This window comes from Streptomyces sp. NPDC002499 (assembly GCF_053595415.1).
In genome coordinates, this window is record NZ_JBSFXO010000001.1 from 302585 (window position 1) to 316743 (window position 14159).

A 14159-nucleotide genomic window follows, 5' to 3' on the forward strand; every position below is an offset into this window, starting at 1 on the left:
ACACGAAGGCCCGCCCGAGGAGCCCTACATGTCGAGGACGACGTCCGTGCCGGGCCGCGCGCAGCAGATGAGGACCTGGCCATCGTCCGGAAGTTCCAGCGGAGTCGGCGCGTAGGTGACTTCGCCGGACAGCAAGGGCGTGACGCAGGTGTGGCAGACGCCGGTACGGCAGCTCCAGCGGGCCGGGACGTCGCAGGCGTCGGCGAGCTCGAGCACGTTGCGCCCATCCTCGGGGAACCGGACGGCGAGGCCGCTGCGGGCGAAGGTCACCAGCGGGCCGGTGCCGGGCGGCCCCGGGGGCTGATGGGGAGGCCTGGCGGTATGCGCGACGACGCCGGGGTCGATGGACGGCAGGGCGCCGAAGAACTCGGTGTGGATACGGGCCGGGCCGAGGCCCGCCTCGGTCAGAGCGTGCCGCATGTCCGTCATGAAGGCGGCGGGTCCGCAGACGTAGGCGGTCGCGTCGCCAGGGACGGACAGCGCGATCAACTCGTCCTTCGTGAGGCGACCCGCGTGCGCCGTGTACGGGCCGGTGCCGATGTGCCCCTCGCCCGCGCTGTAGAACACGTGCTCATGGGCGTGCGGCAGCCCGGCGAGCAGTTCATGCGCCTCCGCGGCCAGGGGGTGCTCCCCCGGGCTGCGGGCGCCGTGCAACCACCAGACCTCCCGGTCGCGGTCCCTCGCGGCGAGTTCGTGCAGCATCGCCAGCACCGGTGTGAGGCCGATGCCGGCGGAGACGAGGAGCACGGGGCCGGTTTCGTCGGTGAGTACGAACTCGCCCCGGGGCGCGGCGACTTGGAGTGTCGCGCCCGCTCGTAGCCGCGTGGTGAGGTAGCCGCTCGCGGTGCCGTGAGGTTCGTGTTTGACGCTGATCCGGTAGCGGCCGGAATCGGGGGTGGAGGACAGCGAGTAGTTGCGGACCGGGGCCGGGTCCGCCGCTTCGGGGAGGCGCAGGGTGAGGTACTGGCCCGCGTCGGCGGCGGGGAGCGCGGAGCCGTCGGAGGCGGCCAGGAGGATCGAGGAGACCGTCGCGCTCTCGGGGATCACGTCGGCCACGAGGAGCGGCCGGAATCCGGACCAGGCGGGGTGGGTGGCCGTCGCCGTTCCTGTTCCTGTTCCTGTTCCTGTTCCTGCCCCTGTTGCTGTTTCCGTTGCCGTGCTCGACGCCTTCGCCAGCAGTTCGCGGAACGAGCCCTGCCAGCCGGGGCTCAGCGCGGGGATGTCGAGGGCGAGCCGCAGCTTCTCGGGGTCCCGGCCCGGCAGGTAGAGCAGCGCGTCGGTGTCCGCCACGCTCAGTGCGCCCGGCCCGATCCTGGTCCGGACGATCTCGTCGCCGGCCTCGATGGTCCCCTCCCGCACTACCCGCATGTAGAAGCCGGGACGGTGGTGGCCGACCAGCAGTGCGGGCAGTTCGGGCGCGCCGAGGCGCAGGCCGACGCGGTAGCAGGTGACCCGTGGCTGGGTGACCTCGAATTCGGCCTCGCCGATGCGGTAGCGGTCACCGATGCAGACCTCGTCGTCGGGCAGGCCGTCGACGGTGAGGTTCTCGCCGAAGTTGCCGTATTCGAGGTCGTCGCGTCCGAAGTGGCGCTGCCAGTGTTCGTAGGACTCGATCTGGTAGACCAGCACGGCCCGTTGCTCGCCGCCGTGACCGGCGGTGTCTCCCTGACCGTCGCCGTCGATGTTGAGGCGGCGGACCATGGCCGGGCCGTGCACCGGGTACTTCCACACGCCGGTGTGGACGGTCCGGCCCTGCCAGGCCACGTCTTTCGGCATACCGACGTTCACCGACAACAGCGACGGCATCGCGCGCTCCTTCCTGCGGTGACGGCCGGTCCGGCGGTGCCTTTCGGGGGCTCCCTGTCGGGGCTGCCCATCAGGACTGCCTGTCAGGTCTTCCGGACCGCGGTCGTCTCGTCGAGGTCGAGGTTGCGGTCGACGCCGTGCGAAACGACGTTCTGGCCGGGTTCCAACCGTAGTCGGACACCGTCGAGGCGCACCTCGACCTCGTCCGGTTCGAACGACACCATCCCGGAGACGCGCCGCACCTCGGTCCAGGCGTCCTCGTACGACCAGGCCGCTCGCCGGGCGCCGGCGATGTCGTAGTAGCTCGCCAGTCCCTTGTACGGGCAGAACGTCTGCCCGTCGACCGGGGTCAGCGCGGACTCGTCCACGTCGGCGCGCGGCACGTACCAGCGGGGCGCGAAGCCGGACTCGTACAGGACCAGCGGGACGGTGGTGTCGGCGACGATCCTGTCGCCGCTGCGGACGACGAGGTGGCGGCTGGTGCGGCGGATGTCGACGCGGTGGTAGCTGTCGGCGGCGTGGCCGACGATCCGTTCGTCCTCCTCGTAGAAGGCGTCCATCGCGCGCCAGGCGAAGGCGACACGGCCTTCCAACTCCCGGGCGTGGGCTGGTAGTTCGGTGTGCTGCCAGGCCGCGCGCTGCGTTCTCCGCGTACCGGAGCCGACGGTGTACCAGGACGTCCGCCCGAGGTCACGGTGGCGGGTGGTGTGCTCACTCCGGTGCAGGACATCGGGGTGGATGTCGGCGAGCGGAAAGTACGCCACCGGGTAGCGGCCGGGTTCGTGGAGCAGGACGACGTTCTCGCTGTCGGCGATCCACGCGTCGCCGAACCGGACCCGCATGCGGCGGCGCAGCGGTTCCGCGAACAGCATTCTTTCGGGCAGCGGGTCGGGGACCAAGAACCGGCCGACCGCACCGGGGGCGAGTGGTCCTTGCTGCCAGGAGAGGCCCATCGTTTCGTTCCCTTCTCCTCCGTCGGGGCGGGTCAGGTGAGCGGTTCGCCGCCGTCGACGCGCAGCGTGGTGCCGGTCAGGAAGGTGCTGGTCATGGCGTAGAGAACGGCACCCGCGATGTCGTCGACGGTGCCGATGCGACGGGCCGGGTTGCGGGCGGCGATGTCGGAGAAGTAGTCCGCCTTGCCCGCTTCGCCGAAGGCGTCCCAGGCGCCGGTGTCAATGACTCCCGGGGAGATGGCGTTGACGCGGATCGGGGCGAGCTCGAGGGCGAGGGAGCGGGCCAGGACATCGGCGGCTCCGTTGGTGATGGCCACGGCCAGCGTGCCGACCGCGATCTTCGCGGCGGCGACGCCGGAGAAGAGGGTGAACGATCCGGACGCGGGGATGCGGGGAGCCAGGTGTTTGGCCAGCATCAGCGGGCCGATCACCTTGGTGTCGAAGGAGCGCCTGACCGCATCCCGGTCCAGGTCGGCGAGCCGGCCGCGGGCGCGTGCCGAGGCGGTGGACACCACGTGGTCGATCGTCCCGAGCCGTTCGCCGAGGGCGGCGATGGAGGCCTCGTCGGTGAGATCGACCGTCTCGGTGTCGACGTCGGATTCGCCTGCGTAGGCCTTGTCGAGTGCCTGCCGGTCGCGGCCGGCGGCGATGACGTGGGCTCCGGCGTCCCGGGCGGCGACCACCACGGCGCGGGCGATGCCGCCGCCCCGCCCGATGACGAGCACGGTCTGGCCGTGCAGCGGGCCGGTCATGACAGGTTCCTGTTCAGGAAGCCGCGGATGAGGTCGGCGGCCTGGTCGAGGTGGCTTTCGAGGAGGAAGTGGCCGCCGTCGAGGAGGTGGATCTCGGCGTGGGGCGCGTCGTCAGCGAAGGCGAGCGCGCCGGCGGGGGCGAAGATCTCGTCGTTGCGGCCCCACACGGCCAGCACCGGGACCTCGCTCTCACGCAGATAGGCGTGGAGCTTCGGGTAGAGCGGGAGGTTGTTCGCGTAGTCGGCGAACAGCTTGAGCTGCACCAGGTCGTTCCCGGGTCGGGACACCGACGCGAGGTCGTGGTGCCAGGTGTCGGGGTCGACCAGGCTCTCGTCGGCCACGCCGTGCAGGTACTGCCACCGGATGGCCTCCAGGGTCAGCGCCCCGCGCACTCCCGGCTCGGTCTGCGGGCTCTGCTCCTGCCAGTACGCCCGCACCGGCTTCCAGAACTCCTCCGCGAACCCGGCCTCGTAACCGTTGCCGTTCTGGCTGATGATCGCCGTGACCGCGGCCGGGTCCGCCAGCGCGAGCCGCCAACCCACGGGGGCGCCATAGTCCTGCACGTAGATCGCGTAACGGCTGATCCCGAGCTGGCCCAGCAGGCCCGAGGTGAGGTCGGCCAGGGCGTCGAAGGTGTAGTCGAAGTCGTCCACGGTCGGCGCGTCGGACAGACCGAAGCCGAGGTGGTCCGGGGCGATGACGTGATAGCGGTCGGCCAGCAGCGGGATCAGGTCCCGGAACATGAACGAGCTGGTGGGGAAGCCGTGCAGCAGCACCACGACCGGCGCGTCCTGCGGCCCCGCTTCCCGGTAGAAGAGCTGCTGCCCACGAACGGTCGCGTAACGGTGATAGATGGTCGCCATGGTGACTAACTCCCGACTTGGCCATGAGTGGTTACAGGCAGGAGCCAACCACCCGACATCTAACCTGTCAAGAGAATCTCAGTGGTTATATCGCCTTCAGTCGCTCCTGACGACGATCGAGAGGTCCTGGGTGAGCTGATGGGCCGGAGCGGAGGTCTGGCAGCGCGCCCACAGGGTGGGCCTGGCGATCGGGGGGCTGGCCTGGATCGTGACCCCGGCTTGGAACGATCCGTCGGCAAGCGCGTCGACCGAGGTCAGCGTGTGTGTCCCGGCGGCCGTGGCGGTCGTCCGCGGGGTGCCCTGCGTCTTCCGCTCCTCCATCGAGAGGCTCAGCTTCGCGCCGCGGTCCCAGCGGATTCCGACGGACACCACCGTGCCCGGCGCGCAGCCGGTGCCGCGGAGCGTCAGCGTGCCGCCGCGCACGATCTCGGTCGGCGACGCGGTCAGCGACCGGGTCACCGAGGGGCGGGGAGTGCCTGGGGCCGTCGGACCGGGGACGCCCGTTCCTGACGGCTCGGAGCCGATCAGGGGGAGGACGGCCACGACCGTGGCGGCCACGGCGAGGGCGGCGGCCGTGGCGGTCGCGACTTCCCGGACCGTACGGCGACGGCGGGCCCGGCGGCGCAGGTCCGCGACCGGCGGCTGCCGCGCGGCACGGGTGCCCTCCTCGACGAGCCGGCGAAGACTGCGCTCAGGTTCGGCCATGGCGGGACAACGCTCCTTCCGGATCTGCGGCGAGCCGGCGAGCCAGGTTCGCGCGCGCTCGGGCGAGCCGGCCGCGCACGGTGCTCACGGGCAGACCCAACTGCTCAGCGACCTGATCGATCGGCAGGTCCAGTACGTCGTGCAGCAACAGCACCGGCCGCTGGTTCACCGGCACCCGGTGCAGCATCTCGGCGACACCGGCCGTCTCCGGTGTGAGATGCGGCTGCGGGCGCTGAGCACCCAGGCGCAGCAGGGCCGCGGCGCGTCGGCGCAGTCGCCGGATCTCGCTGACCGCGAGATTGATCGCCACCCGGCGCACCCACAGTTCCGGCACGTCGTACGTCCGGATCGTGTCCCAGCGGTCCAACGCCCGGACGAACGCCTCCTGTACGACGTCCTCGGCCTGTTCGAGACTGCCGGTGACCGAGAACAGCTGACCGACCAGCCGCGCGTACGCCGACTGGTAGAACTCCTCGAAGTCCGTCACCGCGGCCCGCCGTTCTCGGACACCGTCGCTTTCCCGCGTCACTCAGTTCTTGCCGACCGGGGCCGCCTGCGTGGTCTTCTCCGCGGGAGTCAGCTTCAGCCAGGCGAGTTGGTCCGCGGTGGCCTTGCCGTCGGCCTTCAACTGCCGGATCAACTTCTCGGCCCTGGCGATCTGGTCCGCGGTGGGATTGCCCGTCGTGACCTTGATCTCCCGCTGTATCCGGAGGAGTTGCTGGTTCTCCTCGGACACCTGGGACTTGGTCCCGTCGGCGGTGGACGCCTTCTTCTTCTTGGACAGCTGGGAGTCGGTCCCGGCGTCGACGGACGCCTTGGTCCCCTCGGTCGCCGGAGCCTTCTGGACCGTGCTCGACGACCGGTAGCCGGCCTGCGGCTCGGTTGCGTGGTCGGACGAGGCCAGTGCCGTCGTGGCCAACACGGCGCACAGCCCGGCGGCGGCCACGCCGACAGCGATCAGTCCCCAACTGCGGTGCTGTGTAGTCGATGTGCGGTGCTGCATGGTCGGCCCTTCGTTCGCCCAGGAGGAAGTACGACGGCTCGAACCACCGGGGCGAGCCCCGCCACCGTCGCACCACTCCCACGCCACAGGGGTCCGGCCGGCGCACACCGCACCGGCCTTCGTCACCGAACCGTGACCATCAACCGGCGCTGGAGATGCGCGACTTGGGGCGGGCCGGGCTCGTACTCGCCGAAGCCCGGGCGGCGCGCAGGACGTCGATCCTCTCCGCGCCGGTGGTCCCGGCCTCGGCCGTGTACGTGACGACCCTGAGATCGGTACCGGCGGGTGTCAGGATGTCGAGGTCGACATCGATGTCCCCGACCAGCGGGTGCTCGATGGTCTTGCGGTCACCGACGTGCGCGCGGGCGGTGCCGTTGGACCACAGGCGCGCGAAGCGGGGGTTGCCGCGCCGCAAGCGGTCGACAAGGGAGGCGAGACGTCCGTCGTGCGGATGGGCGGCGGCCGTCACCCGCAGATCGGCGACGAGGTCCTCCTCCTCGGCCTCGTCGCCGGCCCACGACTTCACCGGCCAGCCCGCGATGGGCACCCCCGTCGGTCCCCCGCTCGACCGGAACATCCCGGCGACGAGATTGCCCTCGTCCCAGCCGTACGTACGGGGATCGCCGACCGCCGCGGACCACATCCCGTTCCAGCCGACGAGGGTCCAGTCGGCGGCGAAGACCGCGGTGGGATTGTCTCCGAGCCGGCTCACCAACTGACCTACCCGCGCGGGCACTTGTCGGGACACGCTGCCGGTGGCGGGCGGCGCGAGCAGGGCGCAGCGGAACAGATGGTCGCGCTCGGCCGGGTCGAGGCGCAGCGCCCTGGCCAGGGCGGCGACCACCTGGTCGGAGGGGCGGCGGGCACGGCCCTGCTCCAGCCGCACCACGTAGTCGACCGACAGCCCGGCCAGTCGGGCCAGTTCCTCGCGACGCAGTCCGGGGATGCGCCGGTCCCCGTCCGCCGGCAACCCGCAGTCGCCGGGTGACACACGCTCACGCCAGCCCCGCAGCGCGATGCCTAAGTGATTCGTCGTCGCCATACAGATCATCGTGGTCCACACGCCCTGGACCACAGGCTGCTTCTGCCGCCCCACGACGGACTCTTTACTCGCCGGCACGTCCTCGCGGAACGCGTCGGCGATGATCAGCGGGGCGGCCCGACGATGATCTGGCCGTACATGTCGGCGGCTTCGGCCAGGAGGTCGCGGGAGATCTCGTAACCCTCGGGGCGCGGGCTGGCCAGGTCGCGGCCGGCGTGGCGGAACATGCCCTCGATGCCGCCCGGGGTGCAGATCATCAGCAGGTCGGCGGTGTCGGACGTGATCCGGTAGCCGTGCGGGACGTTGCGGGGGAGGAAGACGATGCCGCCCTCCGACAGTTCCATCTCCTGGTCGTCGCACCACAGCAGCGCGCTGCCCTTGATGAGCATGAACACCTCGTCCTCGCGGGTGTGTCGGTGGTACGGCGGTGCCTCGCCCTTGCTGACGGAGAACCGTCCGACGGTCAACTGCCCGGCGGTGGCCGCGCTGTCCAGGAGGACGGCGAACTCGCCGCCGTCGAGCCATTCGAGCTTCTGCTGCTGCTCGGGCTGTGCGAGATAGGCCATGGTCATGACGGTGTCCGATCTGCGCCGTCGGCGGGCGCGGCACGTTCGTCAGCGGGGAACGACGGTCTGGTCCGATCCTCCTTCGGCCCGTACGGCGACCGCCAGCGGAGTGGGTGGGAACAGCAGTACCACTCCCCGACCCGACATCTGGGCCACCGTGCCACCGGCTATGTGCATGCGGGCAACCGGCGCACGGGACCCACAACCACCTGTGGCATCCTCTGCGCCATGGCTCACTCGACTGATCGACAACCGTCCGAGGACACGGAGATCCGGGCGGTCGCCGCGGAGCGACTCACGTTCTTCGGCGACGCGGTGGTCGCTATCGCGCTCACCCTGCTGGCACTGGAACTGCCGGTGCCGGAGGGCTCGACCAATTCCGAGTTGTGGGATTCGGCCACCGATCACCGTGAGGCCTACATGGCATTCGCGATCAGCTTCGTGGTGATCGCCGCGCACTGGCGCGCCCACCACCGGGTGTTCCGCTATGTCACGTCGTCGAACCGGCTGATGACGAGCCTGACCGTGTATTGGCTCCTCATGTTGGTGATCACCCCGTTCGCGACGGATGTGATCGGCGGCGACGGCGCGTTCCAGGCCCGATTCATCTTCTACGCGATCGTGCAGTTCGTCGCGTGCGTGCTGTTCGTCTTCATGGTCCGGGAGATCCGCCGCGCCACCCTCTACCGCCCGGGCACCCCGCCCGACCTGCTGCCCGGGGCAATCCGCCGCATGAGCGTGGTTGCCGCGGGGTTCCTGGTCTCCATCCCGGTCGCACTCGCCACCGAGTGGGCGTACCTGTGCTGGATCCTGGTCCCGGGCGTCCCCGCGGCGATCTTCGCCGCACGCCGGCGCGGCTCCGACGGACAGGCCGCGGGGGCCGTGGACAAGGACTAGGCCCTGTCCGACGGAGATTTGAACTGGCGCATCTCCGGCTCCGTTCGCATAGTCATGGGGCGGGGCGATCTGACGAACAGCGAATGGTCGCGGCTGCTGCCGCATCTACCGAAACCCGGTGGGCAGGGTAGACGCTGGGTCAGTCACCGCACATTCGACGTCCTGCCGCGCCCACCAACACACCGCCGGTGCCCGCAGGAAAGCTTCACGTGTCCCGAAGAAAGATCACAGCCCCGGCACCACTGCCCCGACGAGGCGCTCGGAACATGAGCTTGCAGGCAGTCCTCATCGTTGCCAGAGGAAGGCGGCCGCACCGCAGGGGTGGCAGTGAAAGACGTAGCCGCGGCCGCCTCCACCGAAGTTGGCGGAGGTCGCGAAGTCGGATCCCTCTTCGAGTTCGGCCGTGAACGTCATACGGGCGGTGCAGGAGGGACAGCCGGGGGTCTCGTCACCTTGGATCCAGTCGGGTTCGCCCCCTAGCCGTCCCAGAACAGGCTCCGTGGTTGGGGTGTCGCCTGGGTGGAGGCGCAGGGAGGTCACCGCACCGAGCAGTGTCTCGCCCTGGGCGGGGACGGCAGCCGCCGACAGTTCTCCTCTGAAGACGAAGCCGCGGTTGGCACCGGAGGTGGCGTCCCAGTCATCGCACATGCCCGGGTCGTTCTGGCAGAAGAAGACCGCGATCACCCCCACATCAAGGGGCAGATAAGCCAGGAACTGCATGGGCCCGCCGCACTCGCGGCAGTTCGGCCAGACAAATCCAGCCGGGACGAGTGGCACTCCCCCCGTGCGTAGTTCGGGAGCGTCAGCTACGGCTTCCCCGCCGTGGACCAGAAGCATGGCCAAACCCTAAGGGAAATCTTCCCCACTCCAACCGGACGGAGGCGACCGAGCGCTCAACCCAAGATCCGCCGACAGGCCATAGCGCGCGTGGCCGCTTTTCAGCGGTTATTGACGTTCTTGCCATAGGCGGCGTGTTCCTGCGACGGGGACAGTGTGACGTGCGGCGTTCGCCAGCGAGCGACATGTCGGCATCCTGCGAGAGACCACTTCGAGCAATTCCGGCAACCGACACCAACCACGGTCGCCGATCGGCGATTGCTTCGTGCTCAACAGAGCGGGTGTTCTCCGACGGACAGGCGTGCCTCCGCACTCCTTGCGCTTTGCACTCTACGGATCAGGAACACCCCCATGTCGAGCAACACCACGGCCCCTGCACACGCACCCGTACGTGCCGAACGGCAGAGTCCCGGCTACTGGCGCGTCACCTTCGACAATCCTCCCCTCAACCTCTATGAGCCCGGGGTGGAGACCGCTCTCGACGAAGTCGTCGGCAGGCTCGAGGCGGATCCCGACGTCAAGGTCGTCGTCTTCGACAGCGCCGTTCCCGACTTCTTCATCGCCCATCTGAACCTGGGCAGGATCGCCGAGTTCGGTGAAGGCATGCCGACCTGGTTCGACATCATCGGCCGCCTCGGGAACGCCCCTTTCATCACGGTGGGCTCCCTCCGGGGTCGTGCTCGCGGCATCGGGAACGAATTCCTCACCACCCTCGACGTGCGTTTCGCAAGCCGCGAGAAGGCCGTGCTGAGCCAACTGGAGATCGGCACGGGTGTCATTCCTGGCTGCGGCGGCATTCAGCGTCTGGTGCAACTGACAGGGCGTTCACGGGCATTGGAGATCGTCACCTCCGGTGAGGACTACGACGCCGATACCGCCGAGCTGTACGGGTGGGTCAACCGGGCCGTGCCGGACGCCGAGCTGGACGCCGTCGTCGACCGTTTCGCGCGGCGGCTCGCCCACTTCGACGCCGATGCCCTGCATGCGGTCAAGGAGATCATCAACGAAGAGGCGCCGCTGCACGACGCCGACCGGCTGTCAGCCACGCACGCCCGCTTCGCCGGGCTGCTCGCACGGGATTTCGTGCAGGACCGGCTGAGCCTTTCGGCGAAGGCGAGCCCCGAGGTCATCTACGACCTGGAATTGAACATGGGCGAACGTCTCGGTCCACGCCGATAGTTCGCGAGAACCCCTGCCCACTTGTCGATGACACCCGTACGAGAAGGATCCGCTGTGACCACCGAGACCGTACAGAGCCAGATCGAGACGCCCAACCTGCACGTGGACGCCGCGGACGGCGTCACCTACCGCTACCGCCGCTTCGGCCGGGCCGACACCAGCAACCTGCCGCTGGTCTGCCTGGTGCACTTCCGCGCCAACCTCGACAACTGGGATCCCGAATTCGTCGACGCTCTCGCAGCCGAGCGCGAAGTCATCCTGGTCGATCTCGCCGGCGTCGGCGGCTCCACGGGCACCACGCCGAACAGCGTCGAGGAGATGGCGTACAACGCGATCGCCTTTCTCGACGCCATCGACCTACGCCGTTATGACCTGTTGGGCTTCTCGCTCGGCGGTTTCATCGCTCAGGAGATCGTCCTTTTCCGCCCGTGGCAGGTGCGCCGTCTGGTCCTGGCCGGCACGGGCCCTCGGGGCGGGCGTGACATCCACCTGTACACGGCGGGTGCCATCCGTGACGCGGCCTTCGGCGACGCTCCCGCGCCCACCGATCTGCTCACCCTCTTCTTCGAGAAGAGCGCGTCCAGCCAGGCCAGGGGCGTGGAGTTCCTCAAGCGCCTGGGGCTGCGCTCCGCGGAGCGGGACGTCTCGACGGATCTGGCCGTCCGTGACGCCCAGTTGACCGCGATCTCCGCGTGGGGTGTGCGTGACGACTCGCGCCTGCAGCGCCTGGAGTCCATCCAGCAGCCCGTTCTGGTGGCCAACGGCGACAACGACGAGATGATCCCCACCAAGAACACCTACCTGCTGTCCCATTACCTGCCCAACGCGAAGCTGAGCATCTACCCGGATGCCGGACACGGGTTCCTCTTCCAGTACCCGGTCGAGTTCGCCGACGAGGTGAACGCCTTCCTGGGTGGGTGACGGGGTGACGGACTCAAGTCATCGGGCAGGAGTGACCGAGGCCTGGAAAGTACGCCGGTAGGCGGCCGGGGAGACACCCAGCTCGGTGTGCATGAGCTGACGCAGAGACGCGGCGGTGGCGAACCCGATGTCCGTGGCGATCTGGTCGACGGACATGGTGCTGGACTCCAACAACTGACGGGCACGGTCCAGGCGTTGCTTGATGAGCCACTGTCTCGGCGTCACCCCGGTCTCGTCCCGGAACCGCCGGCTGAAGGTGCGCGGGCTCATGTGCGCGTGCTGTGCCAGCTGGGGCAGCGTCAGCGGTTCGCCGAGCCGCTCGAGCGCCCACTGGCGGGTGGCGGAGGTGGACGCGGTGTCGCCGTCGGGGATCGGACGCTGGATGTACTGCGCCTGACCACCTTCACGGAACGGGGGTACCACGCAGCGTCGGGCCGCGATGTTGGCCAGTTGGATGCCGTGGTCGATCCGGATCAGGTGCAGGCACAGGTCCACCCCCGCCGCGGCACCGGCGGAGGTGAGCACCTCTCCGTCCTCGACGAACAGCACTCCCTCGTCGAGCCGGATGTGCGGGAACCAGCGGCGGAACACCGGCGCGCACTCCCAGTGCGTGGTGGCGGTCCGGCCGTCGAGCAGTCCGGCCGCGGCCAGGACGAACCCACCGGTGCAGATGGAGGCGAGCCGGGCTCCGGGACGGGACCTGGCGAGTGCGCCCGTGACCTCCTCCGGCAGTTCCCGGGTCAGTCTGCTCGGGTCCACCGGGGTGACGATCACCGTGTCGGCCGATTCGAGCAGCTCAGGACCGTACTGCACCGTGATCGAGAACCCGGCGTTGGTCTCGACCGGCCCACCGTCGACCGAACAGACATCGACCTCGTACCGGCCGTCGGCCGCCCCCAGGATGCGCGCCGGGATGCCCAGCTCGAAGGGGTAGACGCCGTCCAGCGCGAGAACGGCGACTCGGTGTCGGTGCACACGATTCATGGCGCGATTCTATCGGTGCGCGCCATCTGAGCCACGAACCAGTTTTTCCAGATGAAAGGAACACCCATGACATCTCTCGACTACGCCGTACACGTCAGTCCCATGCAGCCGTTGTCGACCAGTGCTCTGCCCCCTCGGCCTGACGGTGGGCCACTCCTGTGGTCTCCGTTGTCGACGACGATCGTCTACGGTCCCCGCGAGGCCGTTCTGGTCGACCCGGGATTGACGAACAAGCAGGGCGTCGACGTCGCCGAATGGGCGGCCGGCTTCAACCGCACGATCACCGGAATCTACGTAACCCATGCGCACGGCGACCATTGGTACGCGACCGCGCCTGTACGTGAGCGATTCCCTGACCTCAAGGTGTGGGCCACGGCCGAAACGATCGCGGAAATGCACCGGACCACTCCGGGTGGAAAGCCGAACCCGTTCTGGGGAGCGGCATTCCCGACACTGATCGGCGATACCCCGGTCATCGCCGAGGCGGTCCCGGAAGGGGGACTCCAGGTCGACGGGGAGTCGCTCGTACCTCACGCGGCCGGTCACACCGACACCGAACACACGACGTTCCTGCACGTACCCTCGCTGGACCTGGTCGTGAGTGGCGACGTCATCTACAACCAGGTGCACCAGTACCTCTCCGAAGCCGGCGAACACGGCATCGAATCCTGGCTTAAGGCGATCGACGCCGTGGAAGCGGTCAACCCGACCACCGTCGTGGCCGGCCACAAGAATCCCGAGCGAGACGATCCCTCGTCCACCATCGCCGACACCCGCGATTACCTCAACGCCGCCACGGAGGCCTTCGCCGGCGCCACCAGCCGGGTCGAGTACTTCAACGAGATGGTGCAACGCTTCCCGAAGTGGTTGAACCCGGGAATCGCGTGGCTGACCGCGGTGGGGCGCTGGGCCGAATAGGCGTGGCCTCTGATTTCCGCGGCACTCCCCACAAAGAAATCAGGCGCTGATACGCGTGTCCGAGGCCTCCGACGGCTGGCTCTGCAACGTCGTGATGCGCTCGATGACGAACCCGACCAGTACGGCCGCCGCGATCATGAGCGCCTCCGCCACCACGAGGAGTGCCATCGAGCCGGGGGCGGCCCGGACCGCCACCATCAGCACCAGCGCGTGCGCGATCCAGGCACCCCACCACAGATTCACCAGTGCCGTGTCCCGCTTCTGCTCCCACTCCGCCGAGCCGGCGCGTCCGATGTCGAGGACGAGCCGGCGAGGGACGACGAAGTTGACCCCGGGTACGAACCACGCGCCGATCGTCCAGCCCCGACTCGAGAGCGAGGTCTGAGGGGACAGCTCCAGGGCATTGCGCCGGGACCGGGCGAGCCACACGAGGAACAGAACGATCGCAAGAGTCATCAAGTAGACGAACACCATCGAGACAAAGCCCGACTCGTGCGAGGACCCATCCGTGCGGTGCACATGCTGATCCCGCACAGCCACCGCGCGGAACACGTCCGCCACGGCGGCCACCGCTATCGCCATCTGCGCGGAGCGGGCAAGAATCCATGGAGCTCTGCGGGCGGTGTTCGTCATCTTCTTCAGCCTGCTTCGGAGGGTTGGGCGGACACGACGGACGCGGCGGACGATTGGGCGAAGTGATCATAGGGTCTGCTCGCCGCACGCACGTACGACT

Annotated in this window: 16 protein-coding genes and 1 pseudogene; 5 read left to right on the top strand and 12 right to left on the bottom strand. The window is 69.0% G+C overall.

Translation table 11 applies throughout. The features are described 5' to 3' along the window. Positions 1-24 precede the first annotated feature (24 nt). From ACWD5F_RS01380 to ACWD5F_RS01420, 9 genes are all read right to left on the bottom strand, one after another. Positions 25-1806, bottom strand: a complete 1782-nt coding sequence (locus ACWD5F_RS01380; protein WP_451249947.1) for an MOSC domain-containing protein — start codon at positions 1804-1806, stop codon at positions 25-27. Positions 1807-1889: 83 nt separating this feature from the next. Continuing rightward, the gene (locus tag ACWD5F_RS01385) at positions 1890-2759 is read right to left on the bottom strand and encodes a DUF427 domain-containing protein (protein WP_451249949.1); all 870 of its coding nucleotides are present in this window, start codon (positions 2757-2759) and stop codon (positions 1890-1892) included. A gap of 32 nt (positions 2760-2791) precedes the next feature. Then, positions 2792-3511, bottom strand: coding sequence for an SDR family oxidoreductase (locus ACWD5F_RS01390; protein ID WP_451249951.1), 720 nt, complete (start codon positions 3509-3511; stop codon positions 2792-2794). After that, positions 3508-4374: an alpha/beta fold hydrolase gene (locus ACWD5F_RS01395; RefSeq protein ID WP_451249953.1), complete on the bottom strand. Its 867-nt coding sequence runs from the start codon at positions 4372-4374 to the stop codon at positions 3508-3510. The genes ACWD5F_RS01390 and ACWD5F_RS01395 overlap by 4 nt, the downstream gene beginning before the upstream one ends. A 96-nt stretch (positions 4375-4470) precedes the next feature. After that, positions 4471-5079, bottom strand: coding sequence for a hypothetical protein (locus tag ACWD5F_RS01400; protein WP_451249955.1), 609 nt, complete (start codon positions 5077-5079; stop codon positions 4471-4473). Further along, entirely contained in the window at positions 5066-5566 is a 501-nt protein-coding gene (locus tag ACWD5F_RS01405; RefSeq protein WP_401724391.1) for a sigma-70 family RNA polymerase sigma factor, read from the bottom strand. The genes ACWD5F_RS01400 and ACWD5F_RS01405 overlap by 14 nt, the downstream gene beginning before the upstream one ends. Before the next feature lie 42 nt (positions 5567-5608). Further along, a complete protein-coding gene (locus ACWD5F_RS01410) occupies positions 5609-6082 on the bottom strand; it encodes a hypothetical protein (RefSeq protein ID WP_451249957.1) in 474 nt (157 codons plus the stop codon). A gap of 139 nt (positions 6083-6221) precedes the next feature. Further along, positions 6222-7124, bottom strand: coding sequence for a helix-turn-helix transcriptional regulator (locus ACWD5F_RS01415; RefSeq protein ID WP_451249959.1), 903 nt, complete (start codon positions 7122-7124; stop codon positions 6222-6224). 104 nt (positions 7125-7228) lie between these two features. After that, a complete protein-coding gene (locus ACWD5F_RS01420) occupies positions 7229-7690 on the bottom strand; it encodes a cupin domain-containing protein (protein WP_451249961.1) in 462 nt (153 codons plus the stop codon). 228 nt (positions 7691-7918) lie between these two features. Between ACWD5F_RS01420 and ACWD5F_RS01425 the strand changes: the two genes are divergently transcribed. Continuing rightward, the gene (locus ACWD5F_RS01425; RefSeq protein ID WP_451249963.1) at positions 7919-8587 is read left to right on the top strand and encodes a TMEM175 family protein; all 669 of its coding nucleotides are present in this window, start codon (positions 7919-7921) and stop codon (positions 8585-8587) included. A gap of 54 nt (positions 8588-8641) precedes the next feature. Next, positions 8642-8851, top strand: a pseudogene (locus ACWD5F_RS01430) (hypothetical protein); the annotation flags it as partial. 21 nt (positions 8852-8872) lie between these two features. Here ACWD5F_RS01430 and ACWD5F_RS01435 read toward each other — a convergent pair. Further along, a complete protein-coding gene (locus tag ACWD5F_RS01435) occupies positions 8873-9307 on the bottom strand; it encodes a hypothetical protein (RefSeq protein WP_451249965.1) in 435 nt (144 codons plus the stop codon). Positions 9308-9775: 468 nt separating this feature from the next. Here ACWD5F_RS01435 and ACWD5F_RS01440 point away from each other — a divergent pair, with 468 nt between their 5' ends. Together ACWD5F_RS01440 and ACWD5F_RS01445 are read left to right on the top strand one after the other, a co-directional pair. After that, the gene (locus ACWD5F_RS01440; protein ID WP_451249967.1) at positions 9776-10603 is read left to right on the top strand and encodes an enoyl-CoA hydratase/isomerase family protein; all 828 of its coding nucleotides are present in this window, start codon (positions 9776-9778) and stop codon (positions 10601-10603) included. 54 nt (positions 10604-10657) lie between these two features. Beyond that, positions 10658-11524, top strand: a complete 867-nt coding sequence (locus tag ACWD5F_RS01445) for an alpha/beta fold hydrolase (RefSeq protein WP_451249969.1) — start codon at positions 10658-10660, stop codon at positions 11522-11524. Between the two features lie 18 nt (positions 11525-11542). Here ACWD5F_RS01445 and ACWD5F_RS01450 read toward each other — a convergent pair whose 3' ends face one another. Then, positions 11543-12508: a GlxA family transcriptional regulator gene (locus tag ACWD5F_RS01450; RefSeq protein ID WP_451249971.1), complete on the bottom strand. Its 966-nt coding sequence runs from the start codon at positions 12506-12508 to the stop codon at positions 11543-11545. Between the two features lie 168 nt (positions 12509-12676). Between ACWD5F_RS01450 and ACWD5F_RS01455 the strand changes: the two genes are divergently transcribed. After that, complete coding sequence (locus tag ACWD5F_RS01455; RefSeq protein WP_451249973.1) at positions 12677-13426, top strand: MBL fold metallo-hydrolase; 750 nt, start codon at positions 12677-12679, stop codon at positions 13424-13426. Positions 13427-13465: 39 nt separating this feature from the next. Here the strand turns inward: ACWD5F_RS01455 and ACWD5F_RS01460 are convergent, their stop codons facing one another. Further along, positions 13466-14059, bottom strand: a complete 594-nt coding sequence (locus ACWD5F_RS01460; protein WP_451249975.1) for a DUF4328 domain-containing protein — start codon at positions 14057-14059, stop codon at positions 13466-13468. Between the last annotated feature and the right edge of the window lie 100 nt (positions 14060-14159).

What these genes read in the sequence shown, in the direction of transcription:
- ACWD5F_RS01440 (WP_451249967.1), top strand. Translation starts at nt 9,776, where the DNA reads ATGTCGAGCAACACCACGGCCCCTGCACACGCACCCGTACGTGCCGAA.
- ACWD5F_RS01460 (WP_451249975.1), bottom strand. Translation starts at nt 14,059, where the DNA reads ATGACGAACACCGCCCGCAGAGCTCCATGGATTCTTGCCCGCTCCGCG.
- ACWD5F_RS01415 (WP_451249959.1), bottom strand. Translation starts at nt 7,124, where the DNA reads ATGGCGACGACGAATCACTTAGGCATCGCGCTGCGGGGCTGGCGTGAG.
- ACWD5F_RS01435 (WP_451249965.1), bottom strand. Translation starts at nt 9,307, where the DNA reads ATGCAGTTCCTGGCTTATCTGCCCCTTGATGTGGGGGTGATCGCGGTC.
- ACWD5F_RS01380 (WP_451249947.1), bottom strand. Translation starts at nt 1,806, where the DNA reads ATGCCGTCGCTGTTGTCGGTGAACGTCGGTATGCCGAAAGACGTGGCC.
- ACWD5F_RS01400 (WP_451249955.1), bottom strand. Translation starts at nt 5,079, where the DNA reads ATGGCCGAACCTGAGCGCAGTCTTCGCCGGCTCGTCGAGGAGGGCACC.
- ACWD5F_RS01410 (WP_451249957.1), bottom strand. Translation starts at nt 6,082, where the DNA reads ATGCAGCACCGCACATCGACTACACAGCACCGCAGTTGGGGACTGATC.
- ACWD5F_RS01385 (WP_451249949.1), bottom strand. Translation starts at nt 2,759, where the DNA reads ATGGGCCTCTCCTGGCAGCAAGGACCACTCGCCCCCGGTGCGGTCGGC.
- ACWD5F_RS01390 (WP_451249951.1), bottom strand. Translation starts at nt 3,511, where the DNA reads ATGACCGGCCCGCTGCACGGCCAGACCGTGCTCGTCATCGGGCGGGGC.
- ACWD5F_RS01420 (WP_451249961.1), bottom strand. Translation starts at nt 7,690, where the DNA reads ATGGCCTATCTCGCACAGCCCGAGCAGCAGCAGAAGCTCGAATGGCTC.
- ACWD5F_RS01395 (WP_451249953.1), bottom strand. Translation starts at nt 4,374, where the DNA reads ATGGCGACCATCTATCACCGTTACGCGACCGTTCGTGGGCAGCAGCTC.
- ACWD5F_RS01450 (WP_451249971.1), bottom strand. Translation starts at nt 12,508, where the DNA reads ATGAATCGTGTGCACCGACACCGAGTCGCCGTTCTCGCGCTGGACGGC.
- ACWD5F_RS01425 (WP_451249963.1), top strand. Translation starts at nt 7,919, where the DNA reads ATGGCTCACTCGACTGATCGACAACCGTCCGAGGACACGGAGATCCGG.